14 protein-coding genes are annotated in these 18,053 nt (G+C 43.3%); all 14 read left to right on the plus strand.

Going from position 1 to position 18,053, the window contains the following annotated elements:
• Nucleotides 1-70 precede the first annotated feature (70 nt).
• The 14 genes from WC676_03925 (at nt 71) to WC676_03990 (ending at nt 18,053) form a co-directional block, all read left to right on the plus strand.
• The gene (locus tag WC676_03925) at nt 71-5,152 is read left to right on the plus strand and encodes a C25 family cysteine peptidase (protein ID MFA5059755.1); all 5,082 of its coding nucleotides are present in this window, start codon (nt 71-73) and stop codon (nt 5,150-5,152) included.
• A gap of 154 nt (nt 5,153-5,306) precedes the next feature.
• Nucleotides 5,307-5,882, plus strand: a complete 576-nt coding sequence (locus WC676_03930; protein ID MFA5059756.1) for a hypothetical protein — start codon at nt 5,307-5,309, stop codon at nt 5,880-5,882.
• A gap of 159 nt (nt 5,883-6,041) precedes the next feature.
• Nucleotides 6,042-6,689 carry a thioredoxin domain-containing protein gene (locus tag WC676_03935; protein ID MFA5059757.1) on the plus strand — a complete coding sequence of 216 codons (648 nt, stop codon included), beginning with the start codon at nt 6,042-6,044 and terminating at the stop codon, nt 6,687-6,689.
• A 3-nt stretch (nt 6,690-6,692) separates the two neighbouring features.
• Complete coding sequence (locus WC676_03940) at nt 6,693-7,136, plus strand: MauE/DoxX family redox-associated membrane protein (GenBank protein MFA5059758.1); 444 nt, start codon at nt 6,693-6,695, stop codon at nt 7,134-7,136.
• A 16-nt stretch (nt 7,137-7,152) separates the two neighbouring features.
• Nucleotides 7,153-8,640: an AmmeMemoRadiSam system protein B gene (gene amrB / locus WC676_03945; GenBank protein ID MFA5059759.1), complete on the plus strand. Its 1,488-nt coding sequence runs from the start codon at nt 7,153-7,155 to the stop codon at nt 8,638-8,640.
• A gap of 142 nt (nt 8,641-8,782) precedes the next feature.
• Nucleotides 8,783-9,193, plus strand: a complete 411-nt coding sequence (locus WC676_03950; GenBank protein ID MFA5059760.1) for a hypothetical protein — start codon at nt 8,783-8,785, stop codon at nt 9,191-9,193.
• 28 nt (nt 9,194-9,221) lie between these two features.
• On the plus strand, nt 9,222-9,569 hold the full coding sequence (locus tag WC676_03955; GenBank protein MFA5059761.1) for a hypothetical protein: 348 nt from the start codon (nt 9,222-9,224) through the stop codon (nt 9,567-9,569).
• Between the two features lie 26 nt (nt 9,570-9,595).
• Nucleotides 9,596-11,743, plus strand: a complete 2,148-nt coding sequence (locus tag WC676_03960; GenBank protein MFA5059762.1) for a thioredoxin domain-containing protein — start codon at nt 9,596-9,598, stop codon at nt 11,741-11,743.
• A gap of 55 nt (nt 11,744-11,798) precedes the next feature.
• Entirely contained in the window at nt 11,799-13,469 is a 1,671-nt protein-coding gene (locus tag WC676_03965; protein ID MFA5059763.1) for a putative transporter, read from the plus strand.
• Nucleotides 13,470-13,529: 60 nt separating this feature from the next.
• A complete protein-coding gene (locus WC676_03970; protein ID MFA5059764.1) occupies nt 13,530-15,410 on the plus strand; it encodes an AsmA family protein in 1,881 nt (626 codons plus the stop codon).
• Nucleotides 15,411-15,478: 68 nt separating this feature from the next.
• The gene (locus tag WC676_03975; GenBank protein MFA5059765.1) at nt 15,479-15,907 is read left to right on the plus strand and encodes an NUDIX hydrolase; all 429 of its coding nucleotides are present in this window, start codon (nt 15,479-15,481) and stop codon (nt 15,905-15,907) included.
• Nucleotide 15,908: 1 nt separating this feature from the next.
• The gene (locus WC676_03980) at nt 15,909-16,706 is read left to right on the plus strand and encodes a PD-(D/E)XK nuclease family protein (GenBank protein MFA5059766.1); all 798 of its coding nucleotides are present in this window, start codon (nt 15,909-15,911) and stop codon (nt 16,704-16,706) included.
• A 26-nt stretch (nt 16,707-16,732) separates the two neighbouring features.
• Nucleotides 16,733-16,885 (plus strand): hypothetical protein, encoded by a 153-nt coding sequence (locus tag WC676_03985; protein MFA5059767.1) that lies wholly within the window; start codon nt 16,733-16,735, stop codon nt 16,883-16,885.
• A 181-nt stretch (nt 16,886-17,066) separates the two neighbouring features.
• The gene (locus WC676_03990; protein ID MFA5059768.1) at nt 17,067-18,053 is read left to right on the plus strand and encodes a PilZ domain-containing protein; all 987 of its coding nucleotides are present in this window, start codon (nt 17,067-17,069) and stop codon (nt 18,051-18,053) included.

An 18,053-nucleotide genomic window follows, 5' to 3' on the forward strand; every position in this document is an offset into this window, starting at 1 on the left:
TTGCCTTATCAAATAACGGATAAGCAGTTCGGTTTTTTTATTTATAGTCTTATTAAAGAGGATAAAAACGATGAGTCATCTTAAGAAACTACATATAGCCTTTTTTTTGTTGCTGGTTGCTTTAAGTCCGGCAACAAACGCTGTGGCTTCTCCTCTGGAGCCGGGCATTGTCCATTTGCTTAGCGCGAGTGATATCATCAGTCCGGATCCCGGAGTTTCCATTGATTATTTAGTTATTTCTGCCAACGCCTTTGCAGGCTCTCCGGCGCTTTCTACTCATCTTGATCATCGTGCGTCTGTCCAGGGTGGACACTATTCTGTTGGTGTTGCTTATCTTGTCGATATTTACGCGGCTTATTCCGGGGCGACGTCGCAGGAAAAGATCAAGGCGTTCATTCAGCATGCTTATGATAGTTGGCGCGAAAGTGCTGACCCGTCTCTTAAATATGTGCTTTTAGTTGGTGACGCGGATAGAGGATTTAGCAGTCAAACGTGGTTTTTACCAACCTGGAGAAGCGAAGCTGGCCAGTGGGATGGTATTCCGACCAGCGATCACGATTACGCGTGTTTGTCCGGCGAAGATTTTTCGCCCGAAATTGCGATCGGCCGGTTCCCTATAAAAACAGAAGTTGAGCTTGAAACAGTAGTGAATAAAACTATTAACTTCGAAACTAATCCGCCGCAAGATGAAAATAATTGGGCAACTCGCCATCTTACGATCATCGGCAGCGTCAGCACAGATTCTGAATGGCCGACGATGATCCAGCATCACAAAGAGGCTAAATATTTTAAATATGGAGCTCCTGGCTACAGCTATAACCAAAATACGATCGTGAATTATTTAAATGCACAGGGTGCTTTGTTTGTAACGTACAAAGGGCACTCGATGCAAGAGTATTGGGATAATCCTGATGTGGCGGCAACGGCAATTGCCGGCTTGACGAATATGGATCGTCAGCCAGCATTTGTTATTGCTTTGGCAAGCAACTCGGCGTGCGTTGACAATCCGTATCCGGGGCATGCTTCTATTGATTGCGTCGGGGAGGCGTTCTTAAAGAATCCAAATGGCGGCGCGGTTTCTTATTTTGGCGCAACCCGTGAACCATGGGCATCCGGCACTTGGCCGTATGAGCCGCTGATCCTCAATGAAATATATACCAATGGCGTAAACATTATCGGCGATGCGATCAGAAATGCAAAAATTAATTATGTAACTCCGACACGGCAAGACAGCGACGGTTACCATCGCAAGATCTTTAATTTTTTGGGAGACCCGGCTTTAAATATTGCAGCTTATCGGCAGCAATATTCCACAAAGCCGGAGTTTTCTTTGTTTACCTTGGTTGATAACACTAATCCTCAGCCCGGCGATCAGGTTACTTTTACTGCTTATGTTGAAAACAAGGGTTTTCAGGTAGTCCAGGATTTACTTGTTCAGGTCTATAGCACATATGGAGCAGGAGAAACTCTTCTCGGAGAATATACGATCCCCAATTTATCGGCTCAAGAAATAGCAACTATTCGCGGTAGTTTTTCTTGGCCAAATTATGGAAATCTGGGGATGAAGGTTTTGATAGATCCCAATAATACAATTCAAGAGCTGGATGAGTTTCACAATTCAATTGGTATCAGGACGCGTTACAACGGTTACTATGCTATCCATGTCGATGCTAGTGCTCCGGCCGGCGGCGACGGCACACTAGCACATCCTTTCAATACGCTAGAACCGGCCATTGCATGGTTTAATGAGACCCCCGACCCTTATGAATATTTAGGAGAAATTCATGTGCATCCTGGTGTTTATCAGGGCTATCCGCTTAATCATAATGCCTATTGGCTGTACATGAAAGGCCTTGGGAATCCGGGAGAAGTTATATTGACATCGTCTTTGATGAATAGTTCTCCTCTTATTTCAGATGTCGTGGCAGAAAAGAAAAAATTAGTTGTGGAAAATATCAGTTTTGTTGGCAATTCTGGAACTGAGGATTTAAATTTAAATTATGGGATATTCAAAAATAACATTTTCTACAATTGGCGATCTATTAAATCGGCTAACGCTTATTTCGACCACAATCTTTTCTACGATAATGGGACGGCCATGGAGGGAGCTGATCTCGTGCTTCCCGGGAGCGTCCACCTTGTTAACAACACGATGGCGAATAATGAGCATTTACTAACTCTTAACAACAGCAGTGTTTCATTAAAGAACAATATTGCTTGGGATAACGGCGCAATGGAAGAAGTTGCTCCAGATACATTCCATATCTTCCGCGCTAACTACAATGATTCCGATGATCCTGCTATTCTCAATGCGGGTACAAATAATATTTCCGCTGATCCTCTTTTCATCAATTCTTTTGGGCAAGATTATCGGCTTCAGTCGGAGTCTCCCTGTATCAATTCCGGAGATCCTAATAGTCTACTCGATCCTGATAGCAGTATTGCTGATTTAGGAAGTTGTCCTTTTGATTTGAGCGTGCTCCAGCCGCCGGTTGTCAGTGTTTCCGCAAACCCCAATCCTGTCCAAGAAGGTATTCTAGTTACTTTACAGGGATCTGGTTCTGACCCTGACGGCGGAAATGTATTTTTCCATTGGGATGGACCGGCGGGAATTGATATCGCCGATCCCGATAGCGCGATCACTACATTTACCGCTCCGCAAGTAGAAGTTGATACTGCTTATAACTTTACACTAACCGTTACGGATAATGAAGGCGAAACGGCTTCTCAGGCCGTGAATGTTCTTGTTCAAAATGTGGAAGAGGTGTCTGTTCCGCCGCAGGCTGTTGCTCAAGCGGTTCCCGATACTATTATGGAAGGGCAAACGGCTTTGCTTAATGGATCGGCAAGTTCGGATGATGAAAATATTGTTTTGTACCATTGGCAGGCGCCGGAAGGAATTGATCTTATTGACCCGACGGGTCCTTACGCGACATTCCTTGCGCCTTCGGTGAATAAAGATGTTGGCTATGAATTTATTCTTACGGTTACGGATAATGACGGCCTAACAGATTCTGATATGGTTGTTGTTCATGTCCAGAATTCCACGCAAAATCCGCAAGCCGTTATTGAGATATCGCCTAATCCGGCTAAACCCGGAGATCTGATCAAGCTGGACGGCTCCAAGAGCAATGATAAAGACGGGCGTGTTGTTTCGTACCGTTGGTCACTTGATGATAATTCGGCCCTTAATGTCATGAGGGTCAAAGATGGGGATAAGCCTATTGCAAGCTTTGAGATCTCTAAAAACGATCGAAATAAGAAATATCAATTTTCATTGATGGTTACGGATAATGATGGATTAACAGATGTCGAAAGCGTTACATTAGCTATTGAAAACCCCGCTTTCGTTGCGCCTGTTGCTATTGTCGTTGCAACACCTAATCCTATTGATGAAAAACAATCCGGAGTTTTGGACGGATCGGACAGCTTTGATTTAGATGGAACAATTGTTCGATATCAATGGTCGGTCCAAGAAGGCCTTTCTCTTATACTTGATCCGCTTAATCCCAGCCGCGCGCAATTTTTGGCTCCCGAAGTTCAGAAAGATGCCAATTATACTGCCACGTTAAAAGTAACGGATAACGATGGAATGAGCGCGCAGGCGAGTGTTGTTATCGCGGTAAAAAATGTGCAAGAATCTCTTCCTCCTCAACCGCCTGTTGCGGCCATTGTTGCGACGCCTAATCCGGCTAATGAAGAAACAACCGTTTTACTAGACGGTTCTTCTAGTAGTGATCCGGATGGCAACATCGTTCGCTACGCCTGGACATCTTTGGGCGGAGTTTCGCTCATTCGTGACCCGCTCGACCAAGCGCGTGTGCAATTCGTTGCTCCAAAAGTTGATAAAGATAGCGGCTACACGTTCAGCCTAAAAGTCATTGATAATGACGGATTAAGTTCTACGGCTAATGTTGTTGTGACGATCAAAGATGTTTATATGCCTCCGCCATCTCAACCGCCGGTTGCCTATAACCAAAATCTTTCCACTCAGGAAAATGTTGCATTGAACATTACCTTAACTGGTTATGATCCTGAGGGAGGTTATTTGCAATACTCTGTTTTAACCCAGCCGACTCACGGTGTTTTAAGCGGGACAGCCCCTAACTTAGCATATGCTCCTTCTTTTGCTTTTGTCGGAACGGATAGTTTCACATTTAACGTTCATGACGGAGAATTAGGCAGTAATACGGCAACTGTTATGATAACGGTGAATCATGTTATCCCGATTGTCGAAGATGATGACGAGGGCGGAACTGTTCGCCTTATTCAAGAAATTTCTGTTCCCGAATTAAACATAGCTCAGGCATCGGGTTATTCGACGCCGAGCACTTTCATTACGGATATCCGTGTTCAATCAGGCACATATGGTTCGGCGCCCGGTGATGATGTTGGAAGTCAGGTTGTTAATAGCGATGAGATCAGCCTTGTTGAAAGCTATCAGCCCAAACAGGATTCTCTTGAGATCGAAGAAGGGGAAAGCGTAGAATTTTCTGTTGATGTCACTGAGATCGAGATGGTGGAATCATTGTTAGCAAAAAAGATGGAAGCCGAGAATAATAAAGCTGAACTGATCGACAGGGGAAAATTACCACAAAAAGAATTTTCATCTGACAGAAAACCGGTTATCCAGTGGTTTCTGGATGGACAGCCGGTGATGGATGCTGATGGGAAAGGCTGGACTTACAGTTCGGCTTATGGTGATGTCGGTTCGCATAGTGTTAAGGCGCAAGTATCTTATCAAGCGCTTGAAATGAGTGATGCGGTGTCCTGGGACATTGTTGTTACGCCGGCTGATCATCTTGGTCCCAAAATATTGGGGCTGAATTCTTTGCATAAAGACGGATCGATTCAGTTAAGGGCCGTTATTGATGACACATCATCCGGCGCTTCTCCTATCACGGGAGGGAAAGTCGAGATCTTTACTTTAAAAGGATATGTTGCCGCGGGCAAATTAATTGCGCAGGATGGTGTTTTTGATCAAATCCAGGAAAACGTTCTTTATAATTATAAGTTAACGAAGCAGGATACGAATAATTTGATGTTTCGCCTTGTTGTTTGGGATAAGCTTGGTAATAAGACGAGCCTTGATTTTAATGTCACGCCTCCTCCTCTTGCGCAGGAAAATAGCGAGAAACAAAACAAATCCTGATCGCTTTCTTAAAGTAGTTCTCCCGTTACTTCCACCTAAAAATGTCTTGATTTCTCAATTGCCGAAGAGTAGAATTTTTTTACTCAATTAAAGGCATTTTGGTAATTTGTTTCTATTGGCGGCAGAGATATTCATTGAGAATAAGGAGGATGGGATGAAAAAGATTTTTCTAGGCGTCGGTATTCTGGCAGCGGTTATGTTGGTTGCGCAAATTTCTTTTGCTCAAGAGGCGGCTGTTATGGATAGCCAAGTTATAGAGCCGGCGGATGTTACTGTCGTGCCTTCCTCGGAAGAGATCCGCAGTACTGTTACGAATTACATCAATGAGCAATCCAGCGAAACCGGAACATTTGATGTCTATGATCCGGATGCGGAAGATATTCGAGAGTTGACGCTTGAGAAGGTTCAGGAAAATACCGGAAAAAGTGGAGAGTATTATTATGTTTGCGCCAGCTTTAAAGATATGAATAGCAACGATAGTGTTGATCTGGACCTGGACGTTGAAAATGTGGGTGGAAAATTAAATGTTATCGATGTGCGCATCCATAAAGTTAATGATAAAGAGCGCTATAGCTATGATGCGAGCGGAAATCGCATACTGATCCTCGACCCTCTTAAAGTTCCGGAACCGGAAATAGTTAATGCCCCGGTAGAGGAAAATGTTGTTGAAGATGCTCAGCCCATGGAGGATGCTCCTTCGGCTGAACAAGCGGCCCCCGTTAATCCGTAAAGCTTAGATTTTATAAATAAAAGAGATGTTAAGCAGGCCCGCTTCGCCATTGTTCATGGCGAAGCGGGCCTGCTTTTTAAAATCAAATATTGATTTTTGTTTATTCGTATCTTTTTATTTTTATGTTATACTAAATTCCAATTAGCAACCCTTGTATTTATGAAAAAAACTAAGATCTCAAAAATCACAGCGACGATTATTGTTATGATTGCCTGCGTTATTTCTGTGCATGCAGCCAAATTTATTTTGAAGTCTTTGCGTTCCCATCTGCCCAATTATTCCATTTTAGCCCGCGCAAAAGGTAATCCTAAAGCGCCTATTAAGATCATTGAGTATCTTGATTTCCAATGTCCCGCTTGCGCTAAAGGCGCCATCGCTTTAAAAGAATATCTCAAGAAATATCCGTCACAGATCTATTTAGAAGTAAAGCATTATCCTATCAGCCAGATCCACAAGTATGCGCTCAAAAGTGCTTCGTATGCCGAATGTAGCGCTAAACAAGGAAAATTTTGGGAGTTTCACGATTTTCTGGTCAAGGAGCAATCGCGTTGGGAACGTTTACTGAATGTTGACGCGATCTTTCGCGAAAAGGCTCATGCTCTAGGGCTTGATCTAAAGAAATTGGATGCCTGTGTTGAGAGCGAGGAAACAAAGGCCGGGATCCTCAAAGAAAAAGAGCAGGGAAAAGCCTTAGGGATCAAATCAACCCCGACATATTTTATTAATGGAAAAATGGTCGTGGGGATGATCTCTCTCAAGCAAGCCCTTGATCGCCATTTTGCCGAACAAAAAACAGGAAAGCCATAATTGATGTTAGCGCTAGCAAGAATTTTTATTGGATGCGTTTTGATCGTTTCGGGATTTGAGAAGCTCATAAGCCCGATCGAAAACTTTCTTTATGTCGTTCAAAGTTATGAGATCGGTAATCCTATTTTTAATGATGTGGCCTCTCAAGCTGTTCCCTGGATAGAACTTTTTACCGGCGTTTTTCTTGTCCTGGGGCTTTGGATCCATTTTTCATTACGCTTAGCGTGGTTTTTATTTCTCGGATTTATCCTGATGGTCATGCAAGCGATTTGGCGCGGCTTACCCTTAGATGAATGCGGATGTTTTGGCAGTATCGTTTCAATTTCTCCTGCTTTAATCATCGTTTTAGATACGACAACATTAGTTGTTTTAACTCTCCTGAAGATTTCTCCGGAAAAAACTTCTCAATTTGGCCTAGATCGGTATTTTCAAAAGAAAACAAAATAAAACTTAGGAGGGACGGTTGAGAAAATATTTCTTTGCTGTCATTATTCTAGCCTCTTCCTTAAATCCTTTGCTTGCTTTGGAAACAGTGAAAGCTCCCAATGCCAGTGGCCAGTTTTATAGCGCGGATCCCAAAAAGCTTTCAGATGATATCGATGGCATGTTGTTGCAAGCAAAAAACGTTGAGATAGGCGGAAAAATAAAGATCCTCATCGTTCCGCATGCCGGTTATATTTATTCTGGCGGAGTTGCTGCCTTTGGTTACAAAGCGGCCCAAAAAAATTCTTACGGGACAATTGTTATTGTTGCTCCCAGTCATTTTTCTGATTTCGAAGGTTTTTCAATTTGGCCGCAAGGCAGTTTCGAAACACCATTAGGCTCTGTATCTGTTGATGAGGAATTCTCTAATCAATTGATCGCCGCCGATGACCGCATCAAATCATTTCCACAAGCCTTTGACCGGGAACATGCCTTGGAAGTCCAGATCCCTTTTTTGCAGAAAACATTCAGTCAGCTTAAAATTGTTCCGATACTAACCGGGCGGCCCAGGTATAATGATAGTAAGGCATTAGCCACAGCGCTTACGTCTGCCATTGGTGAGCGCGAGGATGTCTTAATTGTTGTCAGCACGGATCTATCGCACTATCACGATGATGCAACAGCTCGGCGCATGGATAAGGCAACGCTGGCGGCTATTGAAAATTTTCAAGGCGAACAACTGTGGCTGCAATGTTCTTTAAAAGCGATGGAGATGTGCGGTTTCCCAGGAGTGGTTACGGCAATAGCCTTTGCGAAAGAAAATAATATCAACAAAGCCGAGATCATCCATTATGCTAATTCCGCAGATGTGACCAATGACAAATCAAGCGTGGTCGGTTATGGAGCTGTTGCTTTTTACAGAGAAGATATCAAAGGAGATGACCCGGTGAAAAAAGATAGCGAATATATTTCTGCATTAACATTGTCTCAGAAAAAAGAACTTTTAACGATAGCCCGAACAACCATTGAGCAATTATTAACGTCCCAGAAAACATTTACACCGGAAACTTCTGATCAACGCCTGCATGAGGAGGAAGGGGCTTTTGTCACATTGCATCAAAAAGGAAAACTTAGAGGCTGTATCGGCAATATTCTGGGAAGAGGCCCTTTGTATTTAACGGTGCGTGATATGGCGATCGCGTCCGCGACGCAAGACCCGCGTTTTGCGCCCGTTAACGCGCAGGAATTGAAGGACGTAGAGATTGAAGTTTCTGTCCTGTCAAAACCCCGGCGTATTACAGATATCAATGAATTAGAAGTCGGTGTCCATGGGGCGATCGTTAAACGTGGTTTTCATCAAGGCCTATTTTTACCGCAAGTTGCCACAGAATTTGGATGGAGCAAAGAAGAGATGTTAGAAAATCTCTGCACCCATAAAGCCGGACTTCTCGCGGATGCCTGGAAAGACCCGCAGACAACGATCGAGATATTTTCGGCGCAGGTTTTCTCGGAAAAAGATCTACGGTAACACTGCGCGCGGAAAGCCGTTTTCCTTAAACTTATTGGCATTGTTCGTATTTACGGACAAAAACGATATTTATATTGAAGAATATATTGCCGAAAGGTATAGTAATAGAGGTTTAGACACTTATCTACTTTAAAAGGAGGGCATGATGCCACCATCAGTAAAAAGATCTCTTTTGCACGTTAATCGATTCCAAAGCCCGTTACTTAATTTGATCATTGCTTTTTCTTTGACAACAGTTATCGTGCTGACGATTTGCGTTTCTTATCTTTCTTATGACGTGACGAATTCTATCCTTAATCCGGCTCGTGAAATTCCGACGGTTAAGATCGTTATTATCCTCATTCTTCTTGTTCTTCCGCTTATTTTCTTTCTTAATATTATTTGGGCCTATCGTGCCTCCAGCCGCCTTTTAGGCGCTTTCGAGCGTATTTTACGGGAATTGGACAATATCCTTGAAACGAAGCAGAAGAGGCACATTCAAGCCAGGGAAAACGACCGTCTTGCCAATGAGCTTTTAGAGAGAGTTAATAAGCTTATTGATCGAATGGCTTAAGCCTTCCAAAAAGAAAATAATCAAGATAATGATCTTCCAAAGAATTATTTTATGTGTTTTTATTTCAACCTTTTTTTTATTGCCGATGGCCTTTGCTCATCCGCCTTCCGGTGTTGAACTTAGCTATGATAGCGCTAACGGAGCTTTAACGGTCCAGGCAGAACACGTTTCTAAAAATCCCCGCAAGCATTATGTCCGAAGGATCGCTGTCAGCAAGAATCAGGAAGATCCTGTTGGGTTTTCGTTTTCGTCTCAAAATTCCGCGTCTCGAGTTTTTGAACAAATTCCTTTTCAGGCTAACCGAGATGATGTTATTCACGCAAAATTGATCTGTAGCGAAGCCGGCCAAAGCGAAGCGACGATCACCATTCCTTAGCGCATCGCTTTTATCATATTGAATTGATGTCCAATCCTAATCGTCTTATCAAAGAAAAAAGTCCGTATCTTCTTCAGCACGCCGCCAATCCGGTTGATTGGTATGCGTGGTCGCTTGAGGCTTTCGAAAAAGCAAAAAAAGAAAACAAGCCGGTTTTTTTATCGATCGGTTATTCCACCTGTCATTGGTGTCATGTGATGGAGCGGGAATCTTTCGAGGACGATCACATCGCCGACATTCTCAACGAACATTTTGTTTGTATCAAAGTTGACCGGGAAGAGCGCCCGGATATTGACCATATCTACATGTCATTTGTTACGGCTATGACCGGGTCAGGCGGCTGGCCTTTGTCTGTTTTTCTGACACCGGATAAAAAACCTTTTTTTGGCGGAACATATTTTCCACCCGAAGCTAAGTGGGGCAGCCCGTCTTTTGAACAAGTTTTATTATCTGTGAGCGGCAATTGGCGCAGCCAGCCGGAAAAAATTCTGCAATCCAGCGAGGAAATGATGCAAGCCTTATTGTTGCGCGAAGAAGCGCGGGACAATAACGCATCGTCCATAGATGAAAAAATATTTTCCGTGGCTTATCGGCAGTTGAGCGCGATGTTTGACCCTGTTTTTGGAGGTTTTGGGCAATCTCCTAAATTTCCGATGGGGCATAACCTGTCTTTTTTACTGCGCTTTTGGAAGAAAACAAAACAGCCGGAAATCTTGAAGATCGTTGAGAAAACTCTTAAAGAAATAAGCAAAGGCGGCATTTGCGATCATTTAGGCGGAGGCTTTCATCGCTATTCAACGGACCGTCAGTGGCAAGTTCCGCATTTTGAAAAGATGCTTTATGACCAGGCTATTTTAGCAAAGGCTTATCTGGAAACCTATCAGGCGACAAAAAATTCAGATTATGCGATTGTTGCCCGTGAAATTTTTGATTATGTATTACGGGATATGCAGTATTCTCAAGGAGGATTTTTCTGCGCGGAAGATGCGGATAGTGTCGCGCCGGAGCAGGCTTCTCTTCTGCAACAAGGCGATCGTCATCCCGAGAAAAAAGAAGGAGCCTATTATCTGTGGGGCTTTAACGAAATCGAAGATGCTCTGGGGGTCCGGGATAGTGAGATCTTTTATTATCATTATAATTTTCGCCTGGAAGGCAATGCCGACCATGATCCTCACGGCGAATTTATAGGAAAGAATATTCTTTATGTTGCAAAAACAGTTGAAGCGACCGCACAACATTTTAAAAAATCGATGGAAGAAATAGAGGAAGTTTTAAAGCGTTCCAAGGAAAAACTTCTTTTTTTGCGCACAAAAAGGCCGCGTCCGCATTTAGACGATAAGATCTTAACGGATTGGAATGGGCTGATGATCTCGGCTTTATCGTTTGGGGCTATAGTTTTAAATGAACCCAAATATCAAAAAGGCGCCGAAGACGCGGCGCAATTTATCTTGAGCCGGTTAGTCAGAGAAGACGGAACTCTGTGGCATCGTTTCCGAGATGGTGAAGCGGCCATTGCCGGCCATCTGACGGACTATGCTTTTTTTATTAACGGCCTTCTGGATCTTTATGAGACAACGTTTAAAACGGCCTATTTAAAAGAAGCCGTTAAATTCGCAGAAACAATGATGTGCCTTTTTTGGGATGAGAAAAACGGAGGGTTCTTTTTAAGCGCGGCTGACGCAAAAGATATTATTCTTCGCTCTAAAGAAGTTTATGACGGCGCTTTGCCTTCGGGAAATTCAGTGGCGGCTTTAGTGTTTGTTCGGTTGGCGCGTTTTTTTCCGGACAGTCATTGGGAAAAAAACGCGCAACAGGTCTTTTCTGCTTTTTCTGATGAAATATCGCATCAACCAGCCGGATATGCCCAGATGCTTACCGCATTAGATTTTGCTCTTGGCCCTTCTTGTGAAATTGTGGTCGTTGCCGAAAATCGCTCAGAGCAAACAAGGCAGATCTTGAGGGAAGTTTATGCGTGCTTTATCCCTAATAAGATCATTATTCTTCGAGTTCTCAATGAAAAAGAAGAGCAGGAATTAATAGAGCTTGTACCATTTATTAAAGAGCAGGGCTTAGTCAGCGGCCAGCCGACCATTTATGTTTGTCGTAACCATGCGTGTCAACGGCCGGTAACGAGCCCGGAAAGTTTGAAAGCACTTCTTGACGTAGAAATTTAAAAGAGTACAATTTCTTAAAAGTTATTAATTTTTCTTAAACCTACGGAATGACCTAATGGATTTTTTGATACAACTTTTTACTACGGATTCGGTGGCGCACACCGTTATTATCTTAAGCCTTATTGCCGCTTTAGGGCTGGCTTTGGGCAGTATGAAGATTTTTGGTGTCCACCTCGGGATTGCCGGCGTTCTTTTCGCGGGGCTTATCTTTGGGCATTTTAAAATGACCATCGATCCCCAGGTGATGGAATTTGCCAGGGAATTTGGCCTCATTCTTTTTGTTTATACCGTGGGAATGCAAGTGGGTCCGGGATTTTTTGATTCGCTTAAAAAAGCGGGATTGCAGCTTAATTTAATGGCTGCAGCTGTTGTTCTTTTAGGCGTTGCTATCACGATCTTAATTCACCGCTTAGCTTCTGTTGATATGGCGGTGGCGGTGGGATTATTTTCCGGAGCGACAACTAATACGCCGAGCTTGGCGGCCGCTCAACAGGCTTTAAAAGAAATGAGCGGTGTAACGGCGGAAACCCTAAATCTTCCCGGCATTGGCTATGCGATCGCCTATCCGTTCGGTATCCTTGGAATTATTATAACGATGATCTTAGCTAAGACAATTTTCCGTTTGAATCCGCAAAAAGAAGCCGAAAATTATGAGCACCTACGCGCTCAGATGGCATCCTCACTGAAGGCGATGAATTTGGAAGTTAAGAATTCAAATCTCAACGGCCTTACGATCGAGAAAATTCCGGGCCTTAGCGCGTCCGGCGTTGTGATCTCGCGTATGATGCACGACAATAAAGTGCAGATCGCGCAGCCGGATATGGTTTTGCATCTTAATGATGTTTTATTAGCTGTGGGGCCGGCGCATAAGCTAGAAGAGCTGCGGGTTATTATCGGCAGCGAAAGCAATATTGATCTGCGTAAGATCCAAAGTCAAATTACCAGTAAAAGAGTTGTGGTGACTAAGAAAGCAGTGATCGGTAAAAGCATTGAAGAGCTTGATCTATTAACGCGTTATGGCGTTACGATCACGCGCGTGCATCGCACCGAAATTGAATTTAGCGCGACACAAGATTTGCGTTTGCAATTTGGAGATATCCTTTTAATAGTCGGCGAAGAAGATCCCATAAAAAGGGTAGCCATTGAATTAGGAAATTCTCCTAAACAGCTAGACCATCCTCATGTCATTCCGATCTTTGTCGGGATCGTCCTGGGCGTTATTTTAGGTAGCTGCCCGATCTATTTTCCGGGCGTGCCGCTTCCTATCAAGCTGGGTTTAGCCGGCGGGCCGCTGATCGTTGCCGTTATTTTAAGTCGCATCGGCCGCATTGGGCCTTTGATCTGGTATATGCCCGCTAACGCGAATTTTATGTTACGAGAAATCGGGATCGTGCTTTTTTTGGCGTGCGTGGGATTGCGGTCCGGGGATAAATTTGTTGAGACACTCACGCAAGGGCAGGGATTGTATTGGATGGCCATTGCTTCTTTGATCACCTTTGTGCCCTTAGCGGTCGTTGCTTTATTCGCAAGGTTAAAATATAAATTGAATTTCTTATCCCTCTGCGGCCTTTTAGCCGGAAGTATGACAGATCCGCCGGCCTTAGCCTTCGCGAACTCTTTAACCAGCTCTAATATACCGGCCGTATCTTATACGACGGTATATCCCTTGGTTATGATCATGCGTGTTGTTTCAGCTCAAGTTTTAGTATCGTTTTTTTGGCATTAAATAAAATAAGAACTGCCGGGCGTTCCAAAATCAAAAATCTTAAAAGGATCAAATAAAAAAATGAAAATCATTAAGATCGTTTTGATTGTTTTTCTTGTTGTTTTCCTTATTGCGGGAATAGCGGGATATGTTTTCTTAAAAACATTCGATATCAATAAATATAAACCGCAAATACTTTCGGCGATCAAAGACAGCACGGGCAGGACTGCTGCGGTTGGACAGTTAAGATTAACATTTTCGGCTACACAGGGCATTGTCCTTAATATCAGCAAACTTGCGATCTCCGATCACCTTGATTTTTCTAAAGAAAATTTTCTCGAAGTTGAGAATATTGATCTCGGCATTGACGTCATTCCTCTTGTCTCAAGGCGGGAAATTGCTCTCAGTAGTTTACAGATAAATTCGCCCAAACTTATTCTTATCCGTAACAAAAATGGTGTTTTTAATGTTCAAACATTTGTCCCGGCATCAGATAAGCAAGATCTTTCTAAAGATGCTTCTCGCGCGAATATGAGCGCCGGGCAAGCCGAAGCAGCATTACCGATGGCACAAGTCCACTCTTCATCCGCCGCAGCCTTTCCGGCATTATCGATCCGCTCCGTTTGGCTTAAGAATGGCGAGATCGTTTTTGTTGATCAAAGTTTTTCTCCGGAATTAAAGGTCGTTATTTCTTCTCTTGATATTAAAGCTAATGATTTGGCCTCAAAGCGTCCTTCCAACTTAATAGCTCGGGCGTCTTTGTGGAGCCGAAAGCAAAATATTATTCTGGATGGAAAAATGACGGTTGATTTAGAAAAACAGAATGCCACGTTTAATGATCTTAAGTTGAATTTTGATCTTTCCGAAATATCGTTGCCGGAATTATATGCTTCTTTATCGTTTGCGAAAGATCTAGAGATGATCAAGGCTGTTGAAGGGCAGCTGCAAAGCGATATTCAAAGGGCTGTTGTCGGCGCACAGGGTTTACGCGAATTATCTTTAGACGGAAAGATCATCGGCGGAAAACTTAGGTTATCATCACTGCCTTTGCCCATTGATCCGGTGACGGCTTCTTTTGCTGCCGATGAGAAGAAATTCGAGATTAAAAATGCAAAACTTGGCTTAGCCGATGGAAATATTACCGGTGATGGAACTATTGAGGATTATCTTAAAGAACAGAAATTTAATTTTGACCTGGTAATAGACGCTATTGACTTGTCAAAAATAGTTCCCGCGCAAGATCAACCCGTGGGGTTAGAGGGAAAGTTATTCGGTCAATCCAATGTTTCCGGAAAAGGTTTCGCGCCTGATAACTTATTTGAATCTTTATCCGGAACGGGTTCTCTGAATGTTAAAGGGGGAAAGCTAAAAAATATCAATGTCTTAAAACTTGTTTTAAGTAAAATTTCTATGATCCCCGGTCTGGCTGAAAAGGTGAACGAAAATCTTCCCGAGAAATATAAAGATGCCATGCAATCGGAAGATACGATCCTTAAAACAGTTGATTTAAGAAATCATATTTCTGAAAATACTTTGGTGATCGATTCTCTTCAAGTGGAAACCGATGCTTTTGCTCTTTCGGGAGATGGCCGTCTTAGCTTCGATCAGGCGATCACGCTTAACACTTTGATCGTTATTCCTCAAGATCTCTCTGAGGCTATGAGTGCCTCTGCGGAAGGTTTACAATATTTGTTTGATGAGAATAAGCAAATCGCGATTCCTTTGCGCATCGGAGGCAAGATCCCCAATTTAACATTCTTTCCTGACCTGGAATATTTGGGAAAGCGGATCATGGCTAATCGTGGCCGGGAAGAATTAGAGAAAGTTTTAGACAAGGTTTTTAAAAGGGATGAAACCTCTGAGCCATCAACGCCGGAAGGGCAGGATCCTGACGGCCAAGAGCAACCTAAAAGTGCTGAAGAAGAGCTCATCGGCGCTATTTTAGATAAGGTTTTTAACTAGTGGCTTATTTCAAAGGGAAAATTTTACAACTGAAAAAAGAAAAACGGCGCCTGCCTAACGGGCGCGTTATGAATGTTGAAATTATTGTTCATCCCGGGGCAACGCTTATTGTTCCGTTCTTAAGCAAAGAAAAAGTTATTCTTTTGAGGCAATACCGCCCGGTGATCAAACAATTTCTTTATGAATTTCCGGCCGGTACAATAGAAAAGGGCGAAACTCCTTTTCAATGCGCCCGCCGGGAGATCGTTGAAGAAACAGGTTTCGCGGCTCGAACATTAACGCGGCTTGGAAAGATCTATCCTGTTCCGGGCTATTCAACAGAAATTATTACCATTTATAAAGCTGAGGGGTTAATTCAAAAGAAATCCTGCTTAGAGGCGGATGAAGTTATTCGCACCTGTATCGTGAGCCGCGCTCAAATGAAAAAAATGTTTCGCAAAGGGCAGATCAAAGACTCCAAAACGATTTGCGCGCTTTCCTTGTGCGGGTGGATTTAAAATGGCAGAACAAAAACCATATCAGCGGACACGCAATCTCTTTGATCCGACTGCGAAAACACCTTTTAAGTTAAGCAGGTCGCGCTTAGAAAACTTTCTGAATTGCCCGCGCTGTTTTTATCTTGATCGGCGTTTAGGTATTGAACCGCCTGCTACTCCTCCGTATACGCTTAATTCTGCCGTTGACAGTTTGCTCAAAAAAGAATTTGATCAATACCGCATGAAAGGGAAAGCCCATCCCTTAATGGAAAAGCACGATGTCCGCGCTGTTCCTTTCGCGCATCCAATGATGGATGAATGGCGGGAAAACTTCAAAGGGCTTCAGTATCATCATAAACCGACCAATCTGATTATTACCGGAGCGGTGGATGATATTTGGGCTGATGAGAAGGGTGCATTATTCGTGGTGGATTATAAATCAACCAGCACGAGCGCGGAAATTAGCCTCGATGCCGAATATCGTCAAGCCTTCAAGCGGCAAATGGAGATCTATCAGTGGCTTTTACGCCGTTTGGAATTTAAAGTTTCGGATATGGGTTACTTTGTTTTCTGTAACGCCGATAAAACAAGAAATTCTTTCGATGCGAAACTCGAATTTAATTTAGAGATCATTCCTTACGAAGGAAGTGATGCATGGGTGGAGCCTGTTATTGTTCAGGCCCATGAATGCCTTTTAAACGATCAAATGCCTGATTATTCCAAGAATTGCGGGCATTGTCAGTACCGAAAAATAAGTCAAAGTTTAGAAAAAGGCGTTCTCGCTAAACAAAATATCCAGGGAGATCTGTTCCTGAGATGATATATCCGGCTTATAAGGGTAAACGCATGGTAGTTTTAGCATTATTGGGGATTATTTTGCTTAGCGGCTGTATGACTTTTACGGATCGCGATTATGAATTGCAGGACCAGGCGTATCAGCGCCAGCGTGAGCAAGAAAAGCTTAAGCCCACGGAAGGGACCATGCATATCCCTTGGTAGAGGTTTTCGGGGCCGCCATAAAATATTCTTGTCATTTGCCAACCTTCATTATATACTTAAGACGATTTTAGAATAACCCCATTAAAATTACGGCAAAATCATTGACGATACGACGGTTAAAAAAATTTTTTAAAAACAGCCTAGCATAAAAGGCTGTTTGTTCATTTTTAGGGAGGTCATAATGCAAGGTTCGCAAAAAGATTTAAGGCGCAGTCAACGTATTAACGAGAAGCTTCCGATCGTTTGGCATTTAAAAGACAGCAATGTCAGCGGGCGCGGGACGGTAAAGAATATCGGTGCCTTTGGAATGATGTTGGAGGCCGATACTCAGAGTTCTTTTTCCGGAAATTCTGTTTTGTCTTTCGAAGTTGCGCAGGCGGGCCAGGATAGCTTTATCCCGGCTTTAGGGCGCATGGTTTGGTCAAGGCAAAAAGGATCTCATCTTTTATGGGGCATTGAATTTGTTGAACCGGCTCAAGAGCTTGTTTCTCGTTTGCGCGAGAAAATTCAAATCAAGATTTCCCGGATCGAAAGCCTGGCAAAGATCAAAAATATAACCGGAACAGCCTTGGCAGTTATCATGATCGCCTTGGTCGCCATATCTTTTTCTCAACAACTTCAAAATCAAAAAGCCTTAGAACAATCTCATCAATTATTATCTGCTGTTGTTGACCAACAATCCCAGCTTTACCGCACGGCCGTTCAGCAATATGCCCAGAAAGTTTCTGAGCTGGAAATTGTTGCGGCCGACCTTGAGCAGACAAAAAGTCTTTTATCCGAAGTCCAAATAATGCTTGCCGGTGAGCAAGAACAGAACGCGAGCCTGAATAAGCGTATTTCTGCGATGCAGGCGGAATATGAAAAGTTAACTATTCAGCTCAGCGATGCCAAAGAAAGAATTCGTTTATATTCCGGAGATATCCAAGATCTATCCGAACGAAAATCTGCCTTAGGGCTTATCCGTAAAGGATTGCGTTCCATCAAAAATAATATTCGTCAATTGAAGCATAAGGCGCATCTGGCGCGGGTTGTTGCTCAAAAAGAGCGCGACAGAATTGCCTTAGAGATCGGGAATCGCGGATTTGTAGTGGGAACACCTGCCGCAATAGCACCCGCAAAATCAAGCCGGAAGGTGAAGATCAACGTTTCTATTGCCGCGGAAGAATAG

The sequence above is a fragment of the Candidatus Omnitrophota bacterium genome, assembly GCA_041649175.1.
Taxonomy (GTDB): Bacteria; Omnitrophota; Gorgyraeia; order Zapsychrales; family JBAZNR01; genus JBAZNR01.

Coding starts and splice junctions, on each gene's coding strand:
- WC676_03925 (MFA5059755.1), top strand. CDS start 71: ATGAGTCATCTTAAGAAACTACATATAGCCTTTTTTTTGTTGCTGGTT.
- WC676_03930 (MFA5059756.1), top strand. CDS start 5,307: ATGAAAAAGATTTTTCTAGGCGTCGGTATTCTGGCAGCGGTTATGTTG.
- WC676_03935 (MFA5059757.1), top strand. CDS start 6,042: ATGAAAAAAACTAAGATCTCAAAAATCACAGCGACGATTATTGTTATG.
- WC676_03940 (MFA5059758.1), top strand. CDS start 6,693: ATGTTAGCGCTAGCAAGAATTTTTATTGGATGCGTTTTGATCGTTTCG.
- WC676_03950 (MFA5059760.1), top strand. CDS start 8,783: ATGATGCCACCATCAGTAAAAAGATCTCTTTTGCACGTTAATCGATTC.
- WC676_03955 (MFA5059761.1), top strand. CDS start 9,222: ATGATCTTCCAAAGAATTATTTTATGTGTTTTTATTTCAACCTTTTTT.
- WC676_03960 (MFA5059762.1), top strand. CDS start 9,596: ATGTCCAATCCTAATCGTCTTATCAAAGAAAAAAGTCCGTATCTTCTT.
- WC676_03965 (MFA5059763.1), top strand. CDS start 11,799: ATGGATTTTTTGATACAACTTTTTACTACGGATTCGGTGGCGCACACC.
- WC676_03970 (MFA5059764.1), top strand. CDS start 13,530: ATGAAAATCATTAAGATCGTTTTGATTGTTTTTCTTGTTGTTTTCCTT.
- WC676_03975 (MFA5059765.1), top strand. CDS start 15,479: ATGAATGTTGAAATTATTGTTCATCCCGGGGCAACGCTTATTGTTCCG.
- WC676_03980 (MFA5059766.1), top strand. CDS start 15,909: ATGGCAGAACAAAAACCATATCAGCGGACACGCAATCTCTTTGATCCG.
- WC676_03985 (MFA5059767.1), top strand. CDS start 16,733: ATGGTAGTTTTAGCATTATTGGGGATTATTTTGCTTAGCGGCTGTATG.
- WC676_03990 (MFA5059768.1), top strand. CDS start 17,067: ATGCAAGGTTCGCAAAAAGATTTAAGGCGCAGTCAACGTATTAACGAG.